This is a genomic window from Candidatus Eisenbacteria bacterium, from assembly GCA_016235265.1.
Lineage (GTDB): Bacteria > Eisenbacteria > RBG-16-71-46 > RBG-16-71-46 > JACRLI01 > JACRLI01.
This window is the reverse complement of the sequence record JACRLI010000004.1, coordinates 73,151-94,841: the sequence shown is the minus strand read 5'-3', so window position 1 is coordinate 94,841 and position 21,691 is coordinate 73,151. Positions and strand designations below refer to the sequence as shown.

Genomic DNA, 21,691 nt, shown 5'->3' with positions numbered 1-21,691 from the left:
GGAACTTGAGCGTCACGCACGCCGCGCGCGTGCAGGGAGGGGACGATGAGCTTTCCGATCACCCGGATGAGGCGCTTCCGACGCACGCCCGAGCTGCGGGCCATGGTGCGCGAGGCCCGTCTTTCGCCAAGCCAGCTGGTGCTGCCGCTGTTCGCATGCCCGGGCGAGAACGTGGAGCACCCCGTGGGTTCCATGCCCGGCTGCTACCAGCAGTCCATTGACCGGCTGCTGGACACCGCCGCGCTGGCGGTGAAGCGCGGGGTGGGCTCGGTGATCCTCTTCGGCATTCCCGAGAAGAAGGACCCGGTGGGCTCCGCGGGCTACGCCGCCGACGGCATCGTGCCGCAGACGGTGCGCGCGCTGAAGGCCGAGCTGCCGCAGCTCATCGTGTGGACCGACGTCTGCATGTGCGAGTACACCAGCCACGGCCACTGCGGCATCCTCAAGGACGGCTACGTGGACAACGATGCCACGCTGCCGCTGCTGGCGAAGGCCTCGGTGGCCTACGCGAACGCCGGCGCGGACGTCATCGCGCCCTCCGACATGATGGACGGCCGCATTGGCGCCATCCGCGCCGCGCTGGACGAGGCCGGGCACGAGCTCACCCCCATCGTCTCCTACGCCGCCAAGTACGCCTCGGGCTTCTACGGCCCGTTCCGCGAGGCGGCGGAGAGCACGCCGCAGTCCGGCGACCGCCGCGGCTACCAGATGGACCCGCCCAACGCCGACGAGGCGCTGAGCGAGGTGGCCCTGGACCTGGAGGAGGGCGCGGACGCGGTGATGGTCAAGCCCGCGCTGGCCTACCTGGACATCATCTGGCGGGTGAAGAACGAGTTCCGCGTGCCGGTGGCCGCCTACAACGTCTCCGGCGAGTACTCCATGATCAAGGCGGCGGGGGAGCGCGGCTGGATCGACGCCGAGCGGGTGGCGCTGGAGGTCCTCACCGCCATCCGCCGCGCCGGCGCGGACATCATCCTCACCTACCACGCCATCGAGCTGGCGGAGAAGCTGTGATGCAGGACTCCATCCCCCGCAGCGAGGAGCTGTTCCGCCGCGCCGGGGCGCTGATGCCCGGCGGGGTGAACTCCCCGGTGCGCGCGTTCCGCGCCGTCGGCGGCACGCCCCGCTTCATGGACCACGCCGAGGGCCCGTACCTCTTCGACGCCGACGGCCACCGCTACGTGGACTACGTGCTGGCGTGGGGCCCCATGCTGCTGGGGCACGGCGACCCTTCCGTGGTGCGGGCCGTGGCCGAGCAGGCCGCGCGCGGCATCGTGTTCGGCGCCTCCACGGAGGCCGAGGTGACGCTGGCGGAGACGCTGCTGCGCCTGCTGCCCTCGCTGGAGCGGGTGCGGCTGGTGAACTCCGGCACCGAGGCCGCCATGAGCGCGCTGCGGCTGGCCCGCGCGGCCACCGGGCGCGACCTGTTCCTCAAGTTCGACGGCTGCTATCACGGCCACGGCGATTCGTTCCTGGTGCGCGCCGGCAGCGGCGCCGCCACGCTGGACGTGCCCGACTCGCCGGGCGTGCCGGCCGCCCTGGCGGCCATGACGCGCATCGCGCGCTACAACGACCTGGACTCGGTGAACGCGGTGTTCCGCGCGCACCCCGGGCAGGTGGCCGCGGTGTTCGTGGAGCCGGTGGTGGGCAACTACGGCGTGCTCCCGCCGCGGCCCGGGTTCCTGGAGGGCCTGCGCGAGGCCTGCACCCGCGAGGGCGCGGTGCTGGTGTTTGACGAGGTGATGACCGGCTTCCGCGTCGCGAAGGGCGGCGCGCAGGGCCGCTACCACATCCGCCCCGACCTCACGCTGCTGGGCAAGGTGATCGGCGGCGGGCTGCCCATCGGCGCCTACGGCGGGCGCGCGGACCTGATGGACCGCGTCTCACCCAGCGGACCGGTGTACCAGGCGGGCACCAACTCCGGCAACCCGGTGGCGGTGGCCGCGGGGCTGGCCACGCTGGCCCGGGTGGAGCACGAGCCGGTGTGCGAGAAGGCCGAGGCGCAGGCCGCCAGGCTGGCGGCCGGGCTGCGCGAGGCCGCGACCCGGGCCGGGGTGGAGGTCACCGTGAACCAGGTGGGCTCCATGTTCACCCTGTTCTTCGCACCCGGGCCGGTGGACGACCTGGGCTCGGTGGGCCGCGCCGACCGGAAGAAGTTCGCCGCGTTCCACGCGGCGATGCTGAGGCGGGGCGTGTACCTGCCGCCCTCGCCGTTCGAGGCGGCGTTCCTGTCCGCCGCCCACACGGACCACGAAATCGAAGCCACGTTGCGCGCCGCCTCGGAGGCGCTGGTGGAAGCGAGGGGGATCGCGTGAAGACCGCGCTCGAGACGCCGCTGTTCCTGAAGACCTGCCGCTGCGAGCCCGCGGATCGCACTCCGCTGTGGATCATGCGCCAGGCCGGGCGCTACCTGCCCGAGTACCGCGCGCTGCGCGAGAAGCACGACTTCATGGAGATCTGCCGCACCCCGGCGCTGGCCGCCGAGGCCACGCTGCAGCCCATTGACCGCTTCGGCCTGGACGCGGCGATCATCTTCAGCGACATCCTGGTGGTGGCGCAGGCCATGGGAGTGGACGTGGAGTTCAACCCCGGCCCGGTGTTCCGCACCCGCGTGGACGGCCCCGCGGCCGTGGCCGGCCTCACCGTGGCGGGGGTGCGCGAGGCCACCACGTTCGTGCCGCTGGCGGTGCGCGAGGCCCGGGAGCGGCTGAAGGGCCGCGCGCCCCTGATCGGGTTCGCGGGCGCGCCGTTCACCGTGGCCACCTACATGGTGGAGGGCGGGGGCTCGCGGAACTTCGAGCGCATCAAGTCGCTGCTCTTCAGGGACCCCGCGTGCGCCGCCGACCTGCTGCGCAAGGTGGCGCAGGCCACCACCGAGTACCTGCAGGCGCAGGTCGAGGCCGGCGCCGACGCCATCATGCTGTTCGACACCCACGCCGGCCTGCTGGGCCCCGAGGAGTTCGACCGGTTCGCCGCCCGACCGGTGGAGGAGGTGCTCGCCGGCGTGAAGGGCGACGTGCCGCGCATTTACTACTCCCAGGGCACGTGTGGCGCCCTGAAGCGGATCGGCCGGCTGCCGGTGAACGTGGTGGGACTGGATTACCGCGCCGACCTGGGGACCTCCCGAGACGTGCTCGGGCCGAAGCTCGCGGTGCAGGGCAACCTGGACCCGGCCGCGCTGCTGGGTCCCGTCGCGGAGGTGGTGCGCCGCGCGAAGGCCATCCTGGCTTCCAACGGCGGGCGGCCGGGGCATATCATGAACCTGGGGCACGGCATCCTGCCCGGCACGGACCCTGCCGTGGTGCAGGCGCTGGTGGACGCCGTGCGCGAATGGAGGAACCAACCTTGAGCGGCTCATCCTCGGTGCGCGTCACCGCGGAGCGCCTGGCCCGCTTCGACCGACCCGGTCCCCGGTACACTTCCTACCCCACGGCCGTGGAGTTCCACGAGGGCTTCACCGCCGAAATGTACGTGGAGCGCCTGCAGCAGGCCTCCGAGCTGGTGGACCAGCCCATCTCGATGTACATCCACCTGCCGTTCTGCGAGGAGCGCTGCTACTTCTGCGGCTGCAACGTCATCATCACCCGCAAGCCCGAGGTGTCCACGCGCTACCTCGAGAGCCTGCATCGCGAGATCCGCCTCACCGCGAAGCTGCTCGGGAAGCGCCGCAAGGTGAACCAGTACCACTGGGGCGGCGGCACTCCCACGTATCTCACGCCCGACCAGATGGAGAAGCTCCACGCGGTCGTGCGCGAGGAGTTCGAGTTCACGCCCGACGCCGAGATCGCCATCGAGGTGGACCCGCGCGTCACCACCCAGGAGCAGGTCGAGCTGCTGAGGCGGCTGGGTTGGAACCGGATTTCGATGGGCGTGCAGGACTTCGACCCGCAGGTGCAGGAGGCGGTCAACCGCATCCAGCCCTTCGAGATGACGCGCGACCTGTTCCATCGGTGCCGCGAGGCCGGGTTCAGTTCCATCAACCTGGACCTGATCTACGGCCTGCCGCACCAGACACCCGATTCGTTCCGGCACACCGTGGAGCAGGTGGCCGGGCTGCGGCCCGACCGGGTGGCCTGCTACTCCTACGCCTACGTGCCCTGGATCAAGCACAACCAGAAGGGCATCGACCCCGCCGGCCTGCCCGCACGCGACGTGAAGTTCGAGTTGTTCGCCACCGCCATCGACAGTTTCCTGTCCTCGGACTACGTGCAGGTGGGCATGGATCACTTCGCCGTGGTCACCGACGAGCTGGCGATGGCCCGGAAGGAGGGCCGCCTGTACCGGAACTTCATGGGCTACACGGTCATGCCCGCGGTGGACCAGGTGGGTCTCGGCGTGTCGTCCATCGGGGACGTGCGCGGCGCGTTCGCGCAGAACACCAAGAAGCTGCCCTTCTACTACGGCAACGTGGACAAGGGGCTGCCGCCGGTGGACCGCGGCTACGCCATGGTGGGCGACGACGCCCTGCGGCGCGACGTGATCATGCAGATCATGTGCAACTTCCGGGTGGACATCCCCCGACTGGAAGAGCACTGGGGCATCCGCTTCGGGGAGACGTTCGCCAGGGAACTGGAGGCGCTGAAGCGCGGGCCGGGGGAGGACGGGCTGGTGCGGGTGGAGCCGGGGGTGCTGGAGTGCACCGAGGAAGGCCGGTTGTTCGTGCGGCTGGTGGCGATGCACTTCGACCGGTACCTGAGGGACGTCACGCCGGACAAGCCGGTGTATTCGCGGACGGTTTAGCTTCGTCGCGGCGCGCGCTTCCGAGCGGGCCGGGCAGGTAAAGCCCACGCGGCACGCTCGGCTCCGCATCCTGCTCCGCCTGGCTGCGGCTCAGCTCCCGCGCTTCGCCCTCAGCGGAACCCTTCCGGCCACCTGCCTCGCGACCAGCTTCGCCAGCGCCGCGTTCTCGTTGAGGCAGGCCACGTGGTGCGTCTGCATGGCGGTCTGGGTTCGCAGGACCTGGGTGCCTTCGAGCTGGCTCTCGGCGTTGTCGGCCAGGAAGCCGTAGGGGTAGTACACCACCCGCTTGAAGCCCTCCTTCGCCAGGTCGGCCAGGGCTTCGTCGGCCGCGGGGCGGGTCCATTCTCCTCCGTAGACGTGGTTGAGCCAGCAGTTCTGGATCCTGCCGAAGTGTCCCTTCAGCGCATCGCGCACCAGGCCATAAAGGCGTTCGGTGGCCACCCGGCCGGTCTCGTAGGGGCGCGGGGGGCTCATGAGGGTGCCGTGCGCGGCGAGGACCAGGGCGCAGTCCGCGCCGGGGCGAAAGTTCTCGCGCTGCAGCTCGGACAGCAGGTGGTCCACCAGCACGCCCGCGAGTCGCGGCTCGCCGAGCGGCGGCATCACCTCCACGGTGCGATTGCCCAGGGCAGCCGGCGGGAGTCCCCGCAGGAGCTGCCGCGAGAGATCGTGGGTGAACGCCGAGCAGGTCACGTACATCGGCACCACGTCCACCGGCATCCCGGCGGGCACGGCGCGGATGGCGTCCACCAGCAGCGGATCGCGGAACTCGTAGGCCGGCCGCACGTCCCAGCTCGTGGCCGGGTCCAGCCGTTCCAGCTCGGCGCGCACCCGCCCGGCCTGCTGCTCGGTGATCTGCTCCAGGGGCGAGCCGTACTTCTCCTCCGTCCACATCCTGTTGCGCGCCATTCCTCGCTTGAGCGCGATGATCGGCAGCACCGGCTTGGGGATCTGCGCCACCGAGCGGGTGAGGCCCAGCAGGATGCGCCAGGAGTACTTCAGTTGGTCGCCGAAAGCGGGCGTGGGGGGCTCGCCGTAGGTGAGCAGCAGCACGCAGCGGGAATTCATCGGGGCGTTCTCCGAGTAGGGTATGGGACCAGGTCCCGGGATTCCGAGCTTCCAGCGGGAGTATGGGGAACGGTTGGGGGGCACGCAACCGCCCGCACCCAACCTAGGATGCGGGCGGGGTGAAAAGGGACCGCGCCCGGACCGGCGCGTCACGCCGTGCAGGGCCGCCGAGGCCTCCGCGCGAGTCCCGGGCCGGCACGCCACGGCGCGCAGGGCCGCCGAATCCTCCGCGCGAGTCCCGGGCAGACTCGCCACGCCCGCGCAGGATGTGGTACAAAGGCGGGAGGCGCGTCGCACCCGGGCCCGCGGCCACGCGCCGGGGAGGAATGCATGCAACTCGAAGCCGTGCCGATCCAGTTCCCGCCGGACACCAATGTCATCGTGGGTCACGCCCACTTCATCAAGACGGTGGAGGACCTCTACGAGATCTGTGCCACCACGCTGCCGGGCGGGCGCTACGGGATCGCCTTCAGCGAGGCGTCCGGGGCGCGGCTGGTCCGCTCCGAGGGCAACGACGACGAGCTGCGCGCCGCGGCCGCGGACAACGCGCGGCGCATCGGCGCGGGGCATACCTTCGTGATCCTGCTCCGGCAGGCGTTCCCCATCAACGTGCTCAACGCGGTCAAGCAGTGCGCGGAGGTGTGCACGGTGCACTGCGCCACGGCCAATCCCACCGAGATCCTGGTGGCGGCCACCGCGTCGGGGCGCGGCGTGGTGGGCGTGGTGGACGGGCAGCCGCCGCTGGGCGTCGAAGACGCGGCGGGCGTGGTGTGGCGGAAGGACTTCCTGCGCAAGATCGGCTACAAGCGCTAGGCGCGCGCCCGGCTGTTGCGCCCGCGCGCCGGCGCGGGGCGATGGGCCGGCGGGGGGGAGGCGTCCGCACCAGGCGCGCCCGTCATGGCCGTTTCTTCTCCCCGGAGCGCACCAGCCAGTTCAGCAGGCCGCTGACCACCGAGATGAACAGCGCGCCCAGGATCGCCGGTACGATGCCGTGGATCACCAGCCCGCCGCGCAGGATCACCGAGGTGAGCCACAGCAGGAAGGCGTTGATCACCAGGATGAACAGGCCCAGCGTAAGGATGTTGATGGGCAGGGTGAGGAAGATGAGGACCGGGCGCAGGATGGCGTTGAGCAGGCTCAGCACCACCGCCGCGAGGAACGCCTTGAGCGGGCTCTCCACGGTGATGCCCTTGATGATGGTGCCGGAGAGCAGCACCGCCACCGTCAGCACGATCCATCGGGTCAGGAGCGCAACCACGACCACCTCCAGGGCTTGCCGGAAACCGGCGGGCCTGTGGCCGGCGGTCGGGGGACCTCCGGGCCAGGGACCGCCACGCCCCGTGCGGGGCGCGCGTGCACGGACGACCGGGATCTTAGCATGAGCGAACCCCTGCCCGGCCTGGACCTGGTGTTCCGGGCCCTCGAGTTCTCCGCCGACCGGCACCGTGACCAGCGGCGCAAGGACACCAACGCCGCGCCCTACATCAACCATCCCATCGCGGTGGCCGGGGTGCTGGTCACCGTGGGCGGGGTCCGCGACATGGTCACGCTCGCGGCGGCGGTGCTGCACGACACGCTGGAGGACACCCAGACCACCGCGCAGGAGATCGAGGACCGCTTCGGGCTCGAGGTGCGGCTGCTGGTGGAGGAGATGACCGACGACAAGACGCTGCCGCGCGCGGCCCGCAAGCAGGCGCAGATCCAGCACGCCGCGGTGGCCTCGGACCGCGCCAAGCAGGTCAAGCTCGCCGACAAGATCTGCAACGTGCGCGACGTGGCCCACGCGCCGCCGGCCAGCTGGAACCTGGAACGCCGCCGGGAGTACCTGCTGTGGACCGAGCAGGTGGTGGCCGGATGCCGCGGCGTCAACGCCGCCCTGGAAGCGTGCTACGACGAGGCCCTGCGAGAGGGGCGCCGCACGCTGGGACTGGACGAGTGAGGAGGAGAGCATGAATCGGAGCGAGCCGCTGGCAGGTCCGGGCGCGGCCCGGCGCACGAACATGGGCGCGGGCCGGCGAGCGCGCGTGTGGGCCGCCCGTGCACTGGGGGCCCTCGGCCTCGTGGCCATGGGCGCGACCGGCGCCCCGCGTCTTGCGGCCTCGTCGGCGGCCTCGTCGGCGCAGATGGTGTCGGTGAAGCCCCTCGTGGACTCGGAGCTCGCGTTCTGCGATGCCGCGGCCACGAAGGGCACCCGCGACGCGTTCATGGAATTCATGGCCGACAGCGGCGTCTTCTTCCGGCCCGGCGCGGTCTACGCGAGGCAGGTGCTGAAGGAGCGCCCGAAGCAGCCGGGCCTGCTCAAGTGGCGCCCGCGCGTCGCGGGGATCGCGGGCTCCGGCGAGATGGGCTACACCACCGGCCCGTGGGAGGCGCGGCCCACCGCGAAATCCCCGGCGGACTCGGCGGGGTACGGAACCTACTTCACGGTGTGGGCGGTGCAGAAGGACGGCACGTGGCGGGCGATGCTCGACATCGGCGTGTCCGGGCCCAGGCCCGCGGCACCGGTGGAAAGCACCACCGCGCCCACGGGGGAGACGGCTGCGGTTGCGGGCTCTCCGGAAACCGCCTCTGCCGCCGCGGCGAAGTGCATGGAGATGGAGGGCGAGTTCTCGAAGGCCTGCGTGGCCAGCGGCGCGTCGGGCGCGTACGCCAGCTTCCTGGCGCGCGACGCAGTGTTCCTGCGCGAGGAGCTGCCCCCGCTCAGCGGCCCGCCGGGCGCGCACGCCGCCGTCACCGCGAAGCCGGGCACATGGACCTGGATGCCGCTGCGCTCCCACGCCTCCGGGGCCGGGGACCTGGCGTACGTCTACGGCAACTGCACCTTCCACGGGAACGGCTGGCCGGCGGATTCGCTGGAGTACGGCAATTACGCGAGGGTCTGGCGCGGCCGGTCGGTGGTGGTGGACGTGGTCAGCCCCGCGCCCGCGCCGAAGCGGAAGTAGGCGCGAAGGGCCGGCCCGGCGCGATCGGCGGGTTTCAGGGATTGCCCCGGCCCCGGGAAAGAGGACGCCCCCCCGCGTTCCATCGCGGGGGGGCTCCGTTTCAAGGCGCGTCCCACGCGCCCAGGTTCGCCGTTCCCTGGCTTGCCCTAGCTGGCCTTCTTCAGGTAGCTCGGCGACGTCTGCAGCAACTGTTGGATGGTCGCCAGGATCTCGTTCAGGTTGTACGGCTTGGTGATGAACAGGTCGGCGCCGGTCTCGCGCGCCATCTGCTTGTCCACCTCCTGGGTGCGTGCGCTCAGGATCACGATCGGGATCTGCTTGTAGCGCTCGTCGAACTTGAGCATGCGGCAGACCTTGTAGCCGTCGATCTTGGGCAGCATCAGGTCGAGCAGGATCAGGTCCGGGTCATCCTCGCGGGCCATGCGCAGCCCCTCGGCGCCATCCATCGCCAGGATGACTTCGTGGCCCGCCGCCATCAGGGCGAACTTGAGGATCCGTCCCAGGTCCTCCTCGTCGTCCACCACGAGGATGCGACCGCTGGCCTTGCCTTCCATGAAGGGTCTCCCTTTCGGTGCTCGCCCCGGGCCGGTCCCGGTCCGCGGCTCTTTCGCGGTTATCGGCAGGACGCGGGGAATCTTGAGTCCGTCATCGGGTCGTCCGGAACCCCCTGGGCCGCAGCCGGAGGCGCCCCGTCTCGCCTATTCCGGCAGCAGGTGCGGGGTGATGAACACCACCAGGTCCACCTTCTGCTTCGTATTGTGCCGGTGCTTGAACAGCTCGCCCAGGAGCGGGATGTCGCCCAGCAGGGGCACCTTGGTGGTGGTGCGCGTCACCAGCTCGCGCACCAGGCCGCCGATCACCAGGGTCTCGCCGTCCTTGACCATGACCTCGGTGCTGGCCTCGCGGGTGCTGGTCACCGGCCGTTCGTTGAACTGCCCGCGGTACTCGGTGATCTCGCTCACCTCGGGATGCACCGTCATCAGGATGGTGCCCTCGGCGCACACCCTCGGGCTGACCGAGAGCTTGATGCCGATCTGCTTCTCGTCGTAGCCGGCCAGCTGCAGCACCCCGGTCTGGAGCGAGTTCTGGTAGATGGCGATGGGCACCACGCTGCCGACCAGGATGGTGGCGACCTTGTTCTCCACGGTGGTGATCTTGGGCGTGCTCACGAGGTTGGTGTTGCCGCGGCTGCTCAGGAAGTCGAGCGCCACCCTGAACTCCGACGTGGACAGCCGCCCGAAGGTGAAGTCGCCCTTGTCGGCGTACGGGAATGCCTCGCCCGGCGGGAACGGGGGCGCGCCCCCGGAGGTTCCCGAGCTGGTGTTGGGCGTCGGCGTGAAGCTGCCGCCCGCGGCATTCTTCTCGAACGGGAAGGTGGTGGGCATGGCGGCGCCGCTCACGTGCGCGGCCACCTGCCAGTCGATCCCGAACTTCTCGTCGTCGTTGAGGGTCACCTCCACCAGGCGCGCCTCGATGGTGACCTGGCGCGGCTTGCGGTCGATCAGCGCCAGCATCTTCCCGATCTCCAGGAGGCGCGGGGCGTTGTCGCGCACCAGCAGCGCGTTCGCGGGGCTCAGCGCCACGGTCTTGCCGAGATCGTCCTTGGTGGAGCCGGTGAACACGTCCACCGAGCCCTGCGGGCCGAGCAGCCGGGTCACCAGTTCCCTGGCCGCCGACGCGTTCACGTACTTCAGCGGGAACGAGCGGGTCTCCACCGACACCGGGTTCACGGTGACGACGCTGCCGGCCCGCGCGTAGGCGATCCCGGTCGCGTCGGCCAGGTGTCCCATGGCCTCTTCGAAGGTCACGTCCTTGAGGTGCAGCGTGACGCTGCCCGCGGGCGCCGACGAGCACACCAGGCCCAGGCCGGCCTGCGCCGTCAGGGCCCGGAGCACGTCCTCGACGCGGGCGCTCTTGTAATCCACCGTGAAGCGCGGTTCCTCCGCGCCCGCACCCGCGGCGACTATCATCACCGCCGCCGCAAGGGCGAAGCCCAGCCAGGATGTCCGTCTCATGGCTCGTCCTCGTGAAGTTTGAGTGTGATCACGGCGCCCCGGTCCGTAAGGGTCACCGAGTTTTGCGTAATGCGGAGGATGGTCCAGCGGTAGGCTTTGTCGCCCACCCGGACCACTTCGTCACAGATCTGCGCCGAGGACGCCGCCTCGGAGCCACCCCACAGGATGCCGTTGAGCTTGAGGCCCCGGCCGCTGGGCTTCCACGGCTGGTGCCGCTGTGCGGGCCCGCCGGAACGGGCGGCCGCCTCGGACTTCCAGAACGGGTCCTCGCCCCAGGGCGCCACGCGCACCACCGCGACATCGGCCTGGGCCGGCGCGACGGCCACCGTCACGGCGGACGCGGGATTCGCCGGGGCGGCGGTGGCAGTGGCCGCCGCGCGCGCGCGCATGGCCTTCACCTTGCGGTCCATGGCCTGCGTCCACGCCAGGACCAGCGCCAGCAGCGCCAGGAGCACGTAGGCGCTCCGCGTCATCTTCGGCTTCGCGGCCATCAGGAGACTCTCCCATAGGCGTCAATCCACAGCTCCACGGTCACCATCCCGCGCACCTCGGAGAGCGTCAGGTGCACCGTGCGCACCAGCGCCAGTCCGCCCTGGCCCTGCAGGTCCTCGAGGAACGCGCCCAGGCTGCGGTAGCGGGCGCTGGCCACCAGGTGCACCGGCACGCGCACGTAGGTGCGGGCCGCGCCGTCCCCCACGTCCACCGAGATGGGCGCGTCGGGGGCCTCCGGTCGGATGCCGGTCACATGCACGTCGTGCCGCGCCCCCAACTCGGAGATCCGCTGCAGCAGCGCCGGGACCGCCAGCTCCGGGGACATCGAATCGAGCGCGCGCGGATCGGCCTCCGGGGTGCCGCGATGCTGCCTCAGCCACTCGGTGAGCTCGCGCGAGGACTGCGACACCTGGGCCACGTCCGCGGCCAGCGTGTTGGCCTGGGTGTTGAGGCGCACGGTGGCCCGCTGCAGCGGCGCGAGGATGCCGAAGTGCACGCCGGCCACGGTCAGCCCGGCGATCGCGAGCGCGGTCAGGGTGCGCCGCGGCAGGAACCTCAGGAGCTCGTTCATGGCGCCCCCTTCAGGCCGCACGCGATCACCACGTGGCTGCGGCCATCGGTGGCCGGGGTGCACTCCACCAGCCGCACGTCCTGGAAGAACGGCGAGGCCATGAGTGCGCGCAGCGTGGTGGCGATGTCCTCCTCGGGCCGCATCGCCGAGGGCATCAGCGTGCCCTCCATGACCACGCGTGGCCTGGCGGTGGTCCCGGCGGGGGCCGAGGGATCCGGCTTCTGCTCCTCGGGGCGCACCTCGGAGAGGCGCAGCGTGGGGCCGATGCGCAACGACAGGTCCTTGAGCAGGAGCGCCCAGTCGGGCCGGCCGCCGGAGAGCGAAGCCAGCAGCGCCTGGTGGGTGCGCAGCGTCTGCATGCGGCCCTCCAGGGCCTGCAGTCCGGGCTCCTGGGTCTGCGCGGCGGCGCGGGCCTGGGTCAGCGAGCGCACCCGGCCGGTGGCCTCGGCGTGCTGCATCAGGACCATCGAGCCGTCCACCGCGAGCGCCAGCACGGCCGCGGTGGCGATGCGCGGCAGCGTGAACAGCGCGGCGACCTTTTCACCCTCGGCGGGCTCGGGGCCCTCCAGGGCGTGGACCAGGTTCAGGCCGGAGAGGTCTTCCAGGGCCAGCACCGGGGCGAAGCCCAGCGCGCCGGGCTCCACGCCCGACGGGGCGCCCGAGGCCAGCACGTCGGCGCCCAGGTCCAGCACCGTCACCGGCACCTTGAGCACGGACTCGAGGTACGGCGCGAAGTTGCGCAGCCGGGCGCCGCGCCCGGTCAGGAACACGCGCTGCACCGATTCCCCCAGGAACTCCTCGTTGCAGTAGTCGAAGGATCCCCAGATCTCTCGCACCAGCCGCTCGAGCGTGGGGCGCAGCATGATGGCCACGTGGGCCAGCGGGATCCCGCCGGCCACCTTCTTCTCGTCCTCGCCCATCGGGATGCCGTGCTCCTGCTTCAGCCGCTCGGCCTCCTCGTCGGTGAGCTTCACGGTGGGCTGTCCCGGCACGATGATGGTGCGCAGCGCCTCGGTGAACGCCTGGCTGCCCATGGAGAGTTCGCGCGAGAAGCGCAACTCGTCGTGCTTGAAGATGCACAGGTTGGTGGTCTGGCGGCCCACGTCGAAGAGCGCGGTGACGTCGTTGCCCTCGGCCAGCCGGGTGTGGCGCATCACGTTGCGGAACGCCAGCGGCGGGGTGGTGATGGCCAGCACCTTCAGACCCGCCTTCGTGAGCAGGGCGCGGGCGTCCGCGACGCGGACCCGGTCGCACGCCGCGACCAGCAGGTCGGACTGGCCGGGCTCGGCCGCGGGGCCCAGCCGCTCGACGTCCAGCGCGATGCGCTCGGCCGCGAACGGGACATACTTGTGGGCTTCCAGCGCCAGCGCCGAGAGCAGGTCGGCGCGCGACATGTCGGGCATGGTGGTGCGGCGCAGCACCACGTCCAGCCCGCTGACCAGCGCCACGGCAGGCCGGCCGGCCATGCCGTGCCTGCGGAGCGCCTCGCGCAGGGCCGCGGCCACCTCGGGGCGGCGCAGCGGCGACTCGTCGGTCAGGGCCGGGGCGATCGGGATCTCCGCGAACGACAACAGCTCGAGGCGGCTCCCCGCGCGGCGCACCCGCGCCAGGCGGATGCAGGAGCCGCCGAGGTCCACGCCCACCACCTCGCCGCGCAGCGCGCGGCGCCGGCCGGGGACGGCCAGCGGCCGGGTCCCCGCGGCCGCGAGGCGGCGGAGCGTCGGGGTGAGCCGGGACAGCGCCGTCGGGTTCACGAGGTACGCACTCCCATCTCGCGCGCCGCGGCGCGGAGCCAGCCCTCGTTGGGGGCCAGCAGCAGCGCGGCACGCATCTCGGCCCGGGCGGCTTCCGCCTGCCCGGCCATGGAAAGAACGCGCCCGAGGTCATACCTCGCCTCGGGGAAGTCGTAGGCCACGTAGGCCAGTTGCCGGTACGCATGCACCGCGCGGTCCATCGGGCCGGTCTGAAGCGCCTTGCGGGCCGCGCCCTCCAGGTAGGCGACCGCGACCTTGCGCGTCACGAAGTCCCCGCGCCGCGCCTCCGCCAGGGTGACCGGCAGGCCGGGCACGCGGTCGGGGCGGGCCGGCGCGGGCGAGCGCACGATGCGCCGCACCAGGCCCTCCGGAACGCTCGCGAATCCGGGCGGCACGGGCATCTCGCCCGCGCAGAACCACGGCCCCGGGCCCGAGGCGATCAGCCGCGCCTCCACGGCGCGCTGGCGCGCGGGCCACTCGCGGCGCGGCAGGCCCGCGAGGCCGTAGGGATCCTCGAACACGTGACCCCTGCGGTGGATCACGCGGACGTCGGGCCGCAGCCCTTCGCCCTTCTGCAGCCACGCCAGCGTGAAGGTCTCGTTGTCGCCCTCCACGAACAACGTCGCACCCGGCGGCAGGGCCGCCAGCAGGTCCTGTCCGTAGCGGCGGGCCAGCGTCCCGCCGGCGGGTTCAGTCGCCGGCCGGTTGAGGAACGCCGAACCGGCGAGCCACGCCAGCGCCAGCGCCAGAACCGGCGCGCGCAGCGGGGTGCGCAGCGCGAAACCGAGGGCGTGGGCGAGGCCCAGGGCCATCACCGCCGTCATCGGCAGCAGGAACTGGGAGACCTGGAATGTGTGCACCGGGTCCGGCTCGAAGCGCAGCAGCAGGGCGAGTCCCGCCGGCAGCGCGATCAGCGCGAGCGCGGCCAGCGCCGCCGCGCGCCGCGAACGGCCGGCCCACACGGCCAGGCCGGCCAGCGCCATCACCGCCGCGACCAGGCCCCACTGCGAGGCCTGGAACGAGGCGAAGAACCCCGCCTCCCGGGCCAGCCGGGGGGCTTCCAGCGTGTTCTGCGTGAGGCCGCCGTAGCAGGCTCGCGTCAGGTTGGCGAACAGGCGCCCGGGGCTCGCGTCGTTGCCCCAGTTGAGTGCCGGGTGCTGCGCGGCGCGCAGGGGCAGCCACAGGAACGGGCTCAGCCCGGCGGCCAGCCCGCCGAGCAGCGGCTTCCAGCGGGTGCGCTGGGTGCGCAGGCGCGGCAGGATGCCCGCGGCCGCCACCGGCAACAGCAGCGCCGCCGACTGGTGCGCGACCAGCGCCAGGCCGCAGGCGGCCGATGCCGCGAACAGCCTTGGGGCGCCGCCGCGCCGTGCGTACCCGCACAGCGCCCAGGCCGCCGCCACATTCACCGCGAACGCCAGTGCGTACACTTCCACGGAACCGGCCGTGGACCAGAACAGCGGCGTCAGCGCCAGCCCCGTCACCGCCAGCGCCGAGGCGGCGCGTCCTGCGCCGGATCGGACGGCCAGCCGGTACAGCAGCGCCAGCCCCACGGCGGCCGAGACCGCCGAGAGCAGCGCCACCCGCCAGGCAAACGGGCCGGGCGCCACATGCCCGAACAACCCCGCCAGCCACACCCACAGGGGGTAGCCGGGAGGGTGCGGGATGCCGAGGCTGCGGGCGGCCAGCAACAGTTCGCCCGCGTCACCCGCCGCCAGGTCGCGGGACGCGGTCGCGGCAAACAGGCATGCCGCGGCCACGCCCACCGCGGCCGCCTCGAGGCGCGCGCGCCCGGACGAGCCGGTGCGCGAGGCGTCGGGGTCGGCCGCGCCGGTCACGGTGCCGCGCAAGGGTCCGCCTCCCTTCCTAGTAGGACGAGTAGGCGTACAGGTTGCACTTCACCATGCCGGTGGACTGCGTGTACTGCCAGCCGCCGCTGTTGTCCACGCCCGCGGTGCTCTTCACGGTGCGGACGTTGTTGACCGGCTCCAGGGGGATCTGGCCATCGGCGAAGATGGTGCCCGCGAGCGCCGGGAACGTCGCGCTGCCGCTGGTCAGCGAGCTCTTGGCGTACTGGATGGCCACGGCGGCACGGATCGCGCCCAGCTGGCCCTTGATGGCAGCGGAGCGGGCGTTCTCGCGCATGTCCTCGTACTTGGGCAGGGCCACCGAGGCCAGGATGCCCAGGATCACGATCACGATGACCAGTTCGATCAAGGTGAAACCACGCTGGCTGCGGAGAGTCTTCACGAAATGCCTCCTGTGATGTTGCCTGCGCTGCGCGCCGGGCGGGACACCCGGCGCCGGGAAGAAAGACACTTGGTTCTCGGTTTCACGGCGGGATCGCGGCGCCGCGTTCGCGCCCCGGGACCGGAGCAGTCCCAGGGGCGGCGGGATGCTTGCGCCACGCTTGGCCTATCGGCCGTTTCGGGGACGACCTTTATGACTTCCCCTGCCCGCCCGGTCATCCCGGCGAAACGCGCCGCGGCGCGCCTAATAGGACGAGTACGCGTACAGGTTGCACTTCACCAGGCCGGTGGCCTGCGTGTACTGCCAGCCACCCGTGTCGTCCAGGCCGGCGGTGTTCTTCACCGCGCGCGAGCCGGTGAACACTTCCACCGGAACCTGCCCGTCGTTGAACACCGCCCCGGTCAGCGCGGGGTAGCCCACCGCGCCCCCCAGGCTGGCGCTGCGCGCGTACTGGATGGCCAGCGCGGCGCGGATGGTGCCGACCTGGGCCTTCAGCGTGGAGGTGCGGGCCTGCAGGGCCAGGTCCTCGTACTTGGGCAGCGCGATCGAGGCCAGGATGCCCAGGATCACGATCACGATGACCAGCTCGATGAGCGTGAACCCACGCTCTCCATGGGAGTGCTTCACGACGCTTCTCCTCCTGTGGGGGCGGGCCGCGGCGCGCGGCAACGGGCCGTCCGGCGGGCCGGACGCGGCGGGGATCAGTGCCGGACGGCGCCCATGAGGTTCCACATGGGCATGAACACGGCGAGGGCGAAGAACAGCACCGCCACGCCCATCACCACCAGCAGCACGGGCTCGATGGCGGTGGCCAGGTTCTTCACCAGGGAGCTCACGTCGCGGTCGTAGTAGGAGCTGATCTTCAGCAGCATCTTGTCGAGCGAGCCGGTCTCCTCGCCCACGGCGAGCATCTTCACCACCAGCGGCGGGAACACGCGGCTGTCCTTCATGGTGCCGGACACGCCCTGGCCGGAGATGATGCCGTCGCGCATCTGCAGCACCTCCTTCTCCAGCACCACGTTCTGCATGGTGCGCCGCACGATGTCGAGCGAGGTGGTGATGGGCGTGCCGCTGTTGAGCAGCGCCGCCAAAATGCGCGCAAACCGCGACAGGATGCTCTTGAGGACGATCTCGCCGAAGATCGGCATCCGGATCTGCAGCATGTGCCAGTGCCACCGCCCCGCCGGGGTGCGGACGTAGAACCCGGCGGCCACGGCGGCCACGATGAGTCCGCCCAGGATGGGCGCGCCGTACTTCTGGCTGACGTCGCTCACCGCCAGCATCATCCGGGTGGGCAGCGGGAGGTCCGCGCCCAGGGTGCGGAAGAACACCGCGTAGCGCGGGAGCACGAACTTCACCAGCACCGCGAAGGCCAGCAGCAGCTCCACGATGACCAGGTTGGGATAGAAGGTGGCGGAGCGGATGCGCTCGTTGGTCTCGGCTTCCTGCTCCAGCAGCGTGGCGGTGCGCTCCAGCATGTCCGCCATCACACCGCCCTCTTCGCCCGCCCGCAGCATGCTCACGTACAGCGGGGGGAACACGCCGGGCTCGGCCTCCAGCGCCTCCGCGAACGATTGACCCTGCTCCACCGCCTCCTGCACCCGGCGGGTGGCGTCGCGCAGCGGTTCGCAGGAGGTCTGGTCGGCCAGGATCGCGAGGCTCTGGGTCAGCGAGATGCCCGACTCCAGAAGGGTCTCGAGCTGGCGGGTGTAGGTGATGAGGTCCTTGGGTTTCACGCGCTTGCGGAAGAAGCCCGGGCGCTTCGGCCCGGCGGCGGCGCGGGGGGCGTCGGCCGGCGCGATCCGCACCGGGAGCAGCGCCTGCTGCTCGAGCAGCCGGAGGGCCTCGGCCTCGTCTGGAGCTTCGAGCACCCCGGCGCGGAATTCGCCGCCGCGCTCGCGGGCCTTGTACTGGTAGGCGGGCACGGTTCAGTTCCCCCGGGGGCAGGCGCGCTGCCCGGGGAGGTGCGCGCGGGCCGGCGGCGCCCCGGCACGGCCGGTGGCGCTCACGCCGCCTCCGCCGCTCCCAGCGTGGGGTCCTCGCCGGTGACGCGCGTGACTTCCTGCAGCGAGGTGAGTCCCTGGCGGGCCTTGAGCAGCGCGTCGTCGCGCAGCGTGGTCATGCCCCTGCGGCGCGCCGCCTGCGCGATGGACTCGAACGGCGCGCGCCGCGCCACCAGCGCGCGGATCTCGTCGTCCATGGGCACCACTTCGAAGACCGGGATGCGCCCGCGGTAGCCGTTCTGGTTGCAGCTCTTGCAGCCCTTGCCGGTGAAGAACGTGGCCGGGCCGGCGTCGCCGCCGGCGAGCGCCAGCAGCGCCGGGTCCGGCGGCGCGGGCGCCTTGCAGTCCGGGCACAGGCCGCGCAGCAGCCGCTGCGCCACCACGCCGATCACCGAGGAGGAGATCAGGAACGGGTCGATGTCCATGTCCAGCAGCCGCGCCAGCGCGCTGGGCGCGTCGTTGGTGTGCAGCGTGGAAAGCACCAGGTGGCCGGTGAGGGCCGAGCGGATGGCGATCTCGGCCGTCTCGCTGTCGCGCACCTCGCCCAGCATGATCACGTCGGGGTCCTGGCGCAGGAACGAGCGCAGCCCGCGCGCGAAGGTGAGCCCGCACTCGGGGTCCACCTGCGTCTGGCGCACGAACGGCAGCCGGTACTCCACCGGATCCTCCAGCGTGAGCACGTTGCGCTCGGGGCTCACGATGGCGTTCAGGCACGAGTACAGCGTGGTGGTCTTGCCCGAGCCGGTGGGGCCGGTGACCAGCATCATGCCGTGGGGGCGCGCGATCATGGAGTTGACCAGGCCGAGGTCGCGCGGCGACATGCCCAGGCGGTCCAGCGAAAGCACCAGCGCGTCCTTGCGCAGCAGCCGGATCACCACGCTCTCCCCGTGGATGGTGGGGCAGGTGCTCACGCGCAGGTCCAGGTCGGTGCCTTCCAGCGAGAGCTTGCAGCGGCCGTCCTGCGGCACGCGGCGCTCCGAAATATCCATCTCCGACATCACCTTGATGCGCGACACCACCGAGCCGTGGAGCTGGCGGGGCTGCACGCCGGCGTCGCGCAGCACGCCGTCCACGCGCACCCGCACGCGCACCGCGCCCTCCTCGGGTTCGATGTGCAGGTCGCTGGCGTTCTCGCGCACGGCGAGCAACAGCAGCGAATTCACCAGGCGCACGATGGGGCCTTCCTCGGCGTCGTCCACGCGGCCGCCCGGGCCGAAGTCCTGGTCGGGGGAGGGGCCCGCCACGGGCATCACGGTGGTGCCCAGCGGGTAGTACTTCTCGATGGCCTGCTCGACCTGCGTTTCCAGCGCCGCCACCGGTTCCACCTCGCAGCCCGAGGTCATCTTCACCTCGTCCAGCGCGAGGATGTCCATGGGGTCCACCATGGCCACGGTCAGCACGTTGGCGATCTTGAACACCGGGACCAGGTGGTGCTTGCGCGCCACCCGCTCGGGAACCAGCCGGCGCAGCTCGGGGTCGCTGTCGTAGGAGGTGAGGTCGATGCGCGGGATGCCCAGCTCGCTCTCCACGTACTCGAGCAGGTGCTCCTCGGAGACGAGCTTGAGACGGACCAGTGCCTGGCGCAGGAAGATCCCCTGGCGGCGAGCCTCGGCCAGCGCCGACTGCAACTGCTCGCGCGTCAGGAGCTCACGCTCCATGAGGTACTGTCCGAGCGACTTCCGGGACTCCGCCATCGATCCTCCGAGCAGGGGCGGCACCCGGGGAACGACGGGCGCCGTGTTACGTCCCCTGTATCGGCCCCCGGGATCGGGTACCTTAGGCGGGCCGGGCTCGCCGCCGGAACGGGCGGAGCAGGGCAAGTTTCGTCTGGGCAGCCAGTTGCGCATCTCCGTGCAAGTGCGGGGGGGCGTTGACCCGCGACTCTCACGGGACCTATACTTTACCGTTAGCCAAGGAGAGGCGCCCTGGCCGTGGAGAATCCCCCGATGTCCATGACCGATCATCGCGACATCCCTCTGCCCCGAACCATCCCCGAGATCCTGACCCGGTCGGCTGCCCTGTATCCCGACCAGCCGGCCTTGCTTTCCTCGGGGGGGTCCGGGGAGGGGTTCACCTACGCCGGGCTCGAACAGGAGTCCGACGAGCTCGCGCTTGCCCTGCTGGAACTGGGGGTGCAGCCCGAGGAGCGCGTCGGACTGCTGGGCGAGAACCGGCCCCGCTGGGGCGCGGCCTACTTCGCCATCCACAAGGCCGGCGCGATCGCGGTGCCCATTGACGCGCTGCTCAAGGAGCGCGAAGTGGGAGAGATCGGGCGCGCGGCGGAACTGCGGTTCATCCTGGTGAGCGAGAAGCTGGAGGCGGTGGCCCGCGGCGCGCTGCCGCGCGCGCGGCTGCTGTCGCTGGACGAGTCGCCCACCGCGCACGCGTCGTACTCCGCGCTGCTCACGCGCGGCCGCTCCTCGCGGCGCCAGGAGCAGCTGGAGGAGCGCATCGTGTCGCCCTCGCAGCTGGCGGTGGTGATCTTCACCTCCGGCACCACCGGGCGGCCCAAGGGTGTGGCGCTCTCCCACCGCAACCTGGCCTCCAACGTGAACGCGGTGCTGGGCACCATTCCCGTCTCCCGCGGCGATCGCCTGCTCTCGGTGCTCCCGCTCCACCACACCTTCGAGTGCACCGTGGGCATGCTCATGCCGCTGGCGGGCGGGGCCACGGTGCACTACGCGCGCAGCCTGAAGTCCAAGGAGCTGGGCGAGGACCTGCGCGAGTGCCAGCCGACCATCGTGCTCGGGGTGCCGCTGCTCTACGAGAAGATGCTGGCGGGTCTCGAGCGCCGGCTCGGCGAAGGCAACCTGCTGGCGAGGGGTTTCTTCCTGCCGGTGTTCCGGACCCTCCGAGCGCTGCGCGGGCCGCTGGGGCCGGGACGGGTGCTGATGGCCCCGGTGCGCGCGAAAGCCGGCCTGGCCCGGGCGCGCTTCCTGGTCTCGGGCGCGGCAGCCATGCCCAACGCGGTGTACGTGGGCTTCCGCGCGCTGGGAGTGGACGTGCTGCAGGGATACGGACTCACCGAGACCGCCCCGGTGCTCACCGCGAACCCCGAGGGCCGCACGCGCCCCGGTTCGGTGGGCCCGCCCGTGGCCGGTGTGGAGATCCGCATTGACGCCCCGGGCCCCGACGGCATCGGCGAGGTGCTGGCGCGCGGAGAGAACGTGATGGAAGGCTACTACGGGGACCCCGCCCTCACCGGCGAAGTGATGGAGGGCGACTGGTTCCGCACCGGCGACCTGGGCCGCCTGGACGAGGACGGCTACCTGTACCTGTGCGGCCGCCGCAAGAGCATGATCGCCACCGGCGGCGGCAAGAAGATCTTCCCCGAGGAAGTGGAAGCCGCCCTGTGCGGCAGCCCGCTGGTGGCGGACGCGCTGGTGTACGGGCGTCGCGACGCGAAAGGCCACAACGAGGACGTGTGCGCGGTGATCGTGCCCAACTGGGAGGAAGTCGAGGCGCGCCTCCACGCGGACGCCGCGCACCACCACGGACGCCCCGGTCCGCACGGACCCCACGGACATCCCGGCCGGCAGGACCTCCACGGTCCCCACGAATCCCCGGCCGCCCGCCACGCGCCGCCTCCCGGCCCGGCCTCTCCGGAACCGCCCGGCAGCCCGCCAGACGAGTCCGTGGTGCGCGCGCTGCTCAAGGCCGAGGTGGCCCGGGTGTGCGCGGAGCTGGCCGAGTACAAGCGCGTGCGTGACTTCAAGGTCCGGCGCGAGGAGCTGCCCCGCACCACCACCGGCAAGGTCAAGCGCTTCCTGTTCGTGGACGGCGAGGAGCGCCCCGAGCGCGAGGCCGCCGTGAATGCCCCGGCCGCCGGGGCCGCGGTCTCCGCCGTCCGGAACTGACCCCG

20 protein-coding genes are annotated in these 21,691 nt (G+C 71.7%); 8 read left to right on the top strand and 12 right to left on the bottom strand.

Annotated features, from left to right (window positions below):
- Positions 1-45: 45 nt before the first annotated feature.
- The 4 genes from hemB to hemN are packed head-to-tail and all read left to right on the top strand — an operon-like array spanning position 46 to position 4,740.
- Positions 46-1,014, top strand: coding sequence for a porphobilinogen synthase (gene hemB / locus HZB25_02410; protein ID MBI5836075.1), 969 nt, complete (start codon positions 46-48; stop codon positions 1,012-1,014).
- On the top strand, positions 1,014-2,315 hold the full coding sequence (hemL, locus tag HZB25_02405) for a glutamate-1-semialdehyde 2,1-aminomutase (GenBank protein ID MBI5836074.1): 1,302 nt from the start codon (positions 1,014-1,016) through the stop codon (positions 2,313-2,315). Before hemB ends, hemL begins: the two co-directional genes overlap by 1 nt.
- The gene (gene hemE, locus HZB25_02400) at positions 2,312-3,349 is read left to right on the top strand and encodes a uroporphyrinogen decarboxylase (protein ID MBI5836073.1); all 1,038 of its coding nucleotides are present in this window, start codon (positions 2,312-2,314) and stop codon (positions 3,347-3,349) included. The genes hemL and hemE overlap by 4 nt, the downstream gene beginning before the upstream one ends.
- Positions 3,346-4,740: an oxygen-independent coproporphyrinogen III oxidase gene (hemN, locus tag HZB25_02395; protein ID MBI5836072.1), complete on the top strand. Its 1,395-nt coding sequence runs from the start codon at positions 3,346-3,348 to the stop codon at positions 4,738-4,740. The genes hemE and hemN overlap by 4 nt, the downstream gene beginning before the upstream one ends.
- 90 nt (positions 4,741-4,830) lie before the next feature.
- Here hemN and HZB25_02390 read toward each other — a convergent pair whose 3' ends face one another.
- Positions 4,831-5,805 (bottom strand): ferrochelatase, encoded by a 975-nt coding sequence (locus tag HZB25_02390; GenBank protein MBI5836071.1) that lies wholly within the window; start codon positions 5,803-5,805, stop codon positions 4,831-4,833.
- Positions 5,806-6,135: 330 nt separating this feature from the next.
- Between HZB25_02390 and HZB25_02385 the strand changes: the two genes are divergently transcribed.
- Entirely contained in the window at positions 6,136-6,618 is a 483-nt protein-coding gene (locus HZB25_02385; protein MBI5836070.1) for an adenosine-specific kinase, read from the top strand.
- Between the two features lie 82 nt (positions 6,619-6,700).
- Here the strand turns inward: HZB25_02385 and HZB25_02380 are convergent, their stop codons facing one another.
- A complete protein-coding gene (locus HZB25_02380) occupies positions 6,701-7,063 on the bottom strand; it encodes a phage holin family protein (GenBank protein ID MBI5836069.1) in 363 nt (120 codons plus the stop codon).
- 120 nt (positions 7,064-7,183) lie between these two features.
- On the opposite strand from HZB25_02380, the gene HZB25_02375 reads away from it, so the two are divergent.
- Positions 7,184-7,744 (top strand): bifunctional (p)ppGpp synthetase/guanosine-3',5'-bis(diphosphate) 3'-pyrophosphohydrolase, encoded by a 561-nt coding sequence (locus HZB25_02375; protein MBI5836068.1) that lies wholly within the window; start codon positions 7,184-7,186, stop codon positions 7,742-7,744.
- 10 nt (positions 7,745-7,754) lie between these two features.
- Positions 7,755-8,747, top strand: a complete 993-nt coding sequence (locus HZB25_02370) for a hypothetical protein (GenBank protein MBI5836067.1) — start codon at positions 7,755-7,757, stop codon at positions 8,745-8,747.
- Between the two features lie 146 nt (positions 8,748-8,893).
- Here HZB25_02370 and HZB25_02365 read toward each other — a convergent pair whose 3' ends face one another.
- The 10 genes from HZB25_02365 to tadA all read right to left on the bottom strand — a co-directional run bounded on the left by HZB25_02365 (position 8,894) and on the right by tadA (position 19,523).
- Positions 8,894-9,301, bottom strand: a complete 408-nt coding sequence (locus HZB25_02365; GenBank protein ID MBI5836066.1) for a response regulator — start codon at positions 9,299-9,301, stop codon at positions 8,894-8,896.
- A gap of 144 nt (positions 9,302-9,445) precedes the next feature.
- Positions 9,446-10,762, bottom strand: a complete 1,317-nt coding sequence (locus tag HZB25_02360) for a hypothetical protein (protein ID MBI5836065.1) — start codon at positions 10,760-10,762, stop codon at positions 9,446-9,448.
- A complete protein-coding gene (locus HZB25_02355; protein ID MBI5836064.1) occupies positions 10,759-11,253 on the bottom strand; it encodes a hypothetical protein in 495 nt (164 codons plus the stop codon). Before HZB25_02355 ends, HZB25_02360 begins: the two co-directional genes overlap by 4 nt.
- Positions 11,253-11,825 carry a type 4a pilus biogenesis protein PilO gene (gene pilO / locus HZB25_02350; GenBank protein ID MBI5836063.1) on the bottom strand — a complete coding sequence of 191 codons (573 nt, stop codon included), beginning with the start codon at positions 11,823-11,825 and terminating at the stop codon, positions 11,253-11,255. Before pilO ends, HZB25_02355 begins: the two co-directional genes overlap by 1 nt.
- Positions 11,822-13,579, bottom strand: coding sequence for a type IV pilus assembly protein PilM (gene pilM, locus HZB25_02345; protein MBI5836062.1), 1,758 nt, complete (start codon positions 13,577-13,579; stop codon positions 11,822-11,824). Before pilM ends, pilO begins: the two co-directional genes overlap by 4 nt.
- Positions 13,576-15,426: a DUF2723 domain-containing protein gene (locus tag HZB25_02340; GenBank protein MBI5836061.1), complete on the bottom strand. Its 1,851-nt coding sequence runs from the start codon at positions 15,424-15,426 to the stop codon at positions 13,576-13,578. The genes pilM and HZB25_02340 overlap by 4 nt, the downstream gene beginning before the upstream one ends.
- 16 nt (positions 15,427-15,442) lie before the next feature.
- Positions 15,443-15,826 (bottom strand): type II secretion system protein, encoded by a 384-nt coding sequence (locus HZB25_02335; protein ID MBI5836060.1) that lies wholly within the window; start codon positions 15,824-15,826, stop codon positions 15,443-15,445.
- Between the two features lie 243 nt (positions 15,827-16,069).
- Positions 16,070-16,453 (bottom strand): prepilin-type N-terminal cleavage/methylation domain-containing protein, encoded by a 384-nt coding sequence (locus HZB25_02330; GenBank protein ID MBI5836059.1) that lies wholly within the window; start codon positions 16,451-16,453, stop codon positions 16,070-16,072.
- Positions 16,454-16,527: 74 nt separating this feature from the next.
- Positions 16,528-17,751: a type II secretion system F family protein gene (locus tag HZB25_02325; protein ID MBI5836058.1), complete on the bottom strand. Its 1,224-nt coding sequence runs from the start codon at positions 17,749-17,751 to the stop codon at positions 16,528-16,530.
- An 80-nt stretch (positions 17,752-17,831) separates the two neighbouring features.
- Positions 17,832-19,523 carry a Flp pilus assembly complex ATPase component TadA gene (tadA, locus tag HZB25_02320; protein MBI5836057.1) on the bottom strand — a complete coding sequence of 564 codons (1,692 nt, stop codon included), beginning with the start codon at positions 19,521-19,523 and terminating at the stop codon, positions 17,832-17,834.
- A 258-nt stretch (positions 19,524-19,781) separates the two neighbouring features.
- On the opposite strand from tadA, the gene HZB25_02315 reads away from it, so the two are divergent.
- Positions 19,782-21,686 (top strand): AMP-binding protein, encoded by a 1,905-nt coding sequence (locus HZB25_02315; GenBank protein ID MBI5836056.1) that lies wholly within the window; start codon positions 19,782-19,784, stop codon positions 21,684-21,686.
- Positions 21,687-21,691: the final 5 nt, after the last annotated feature.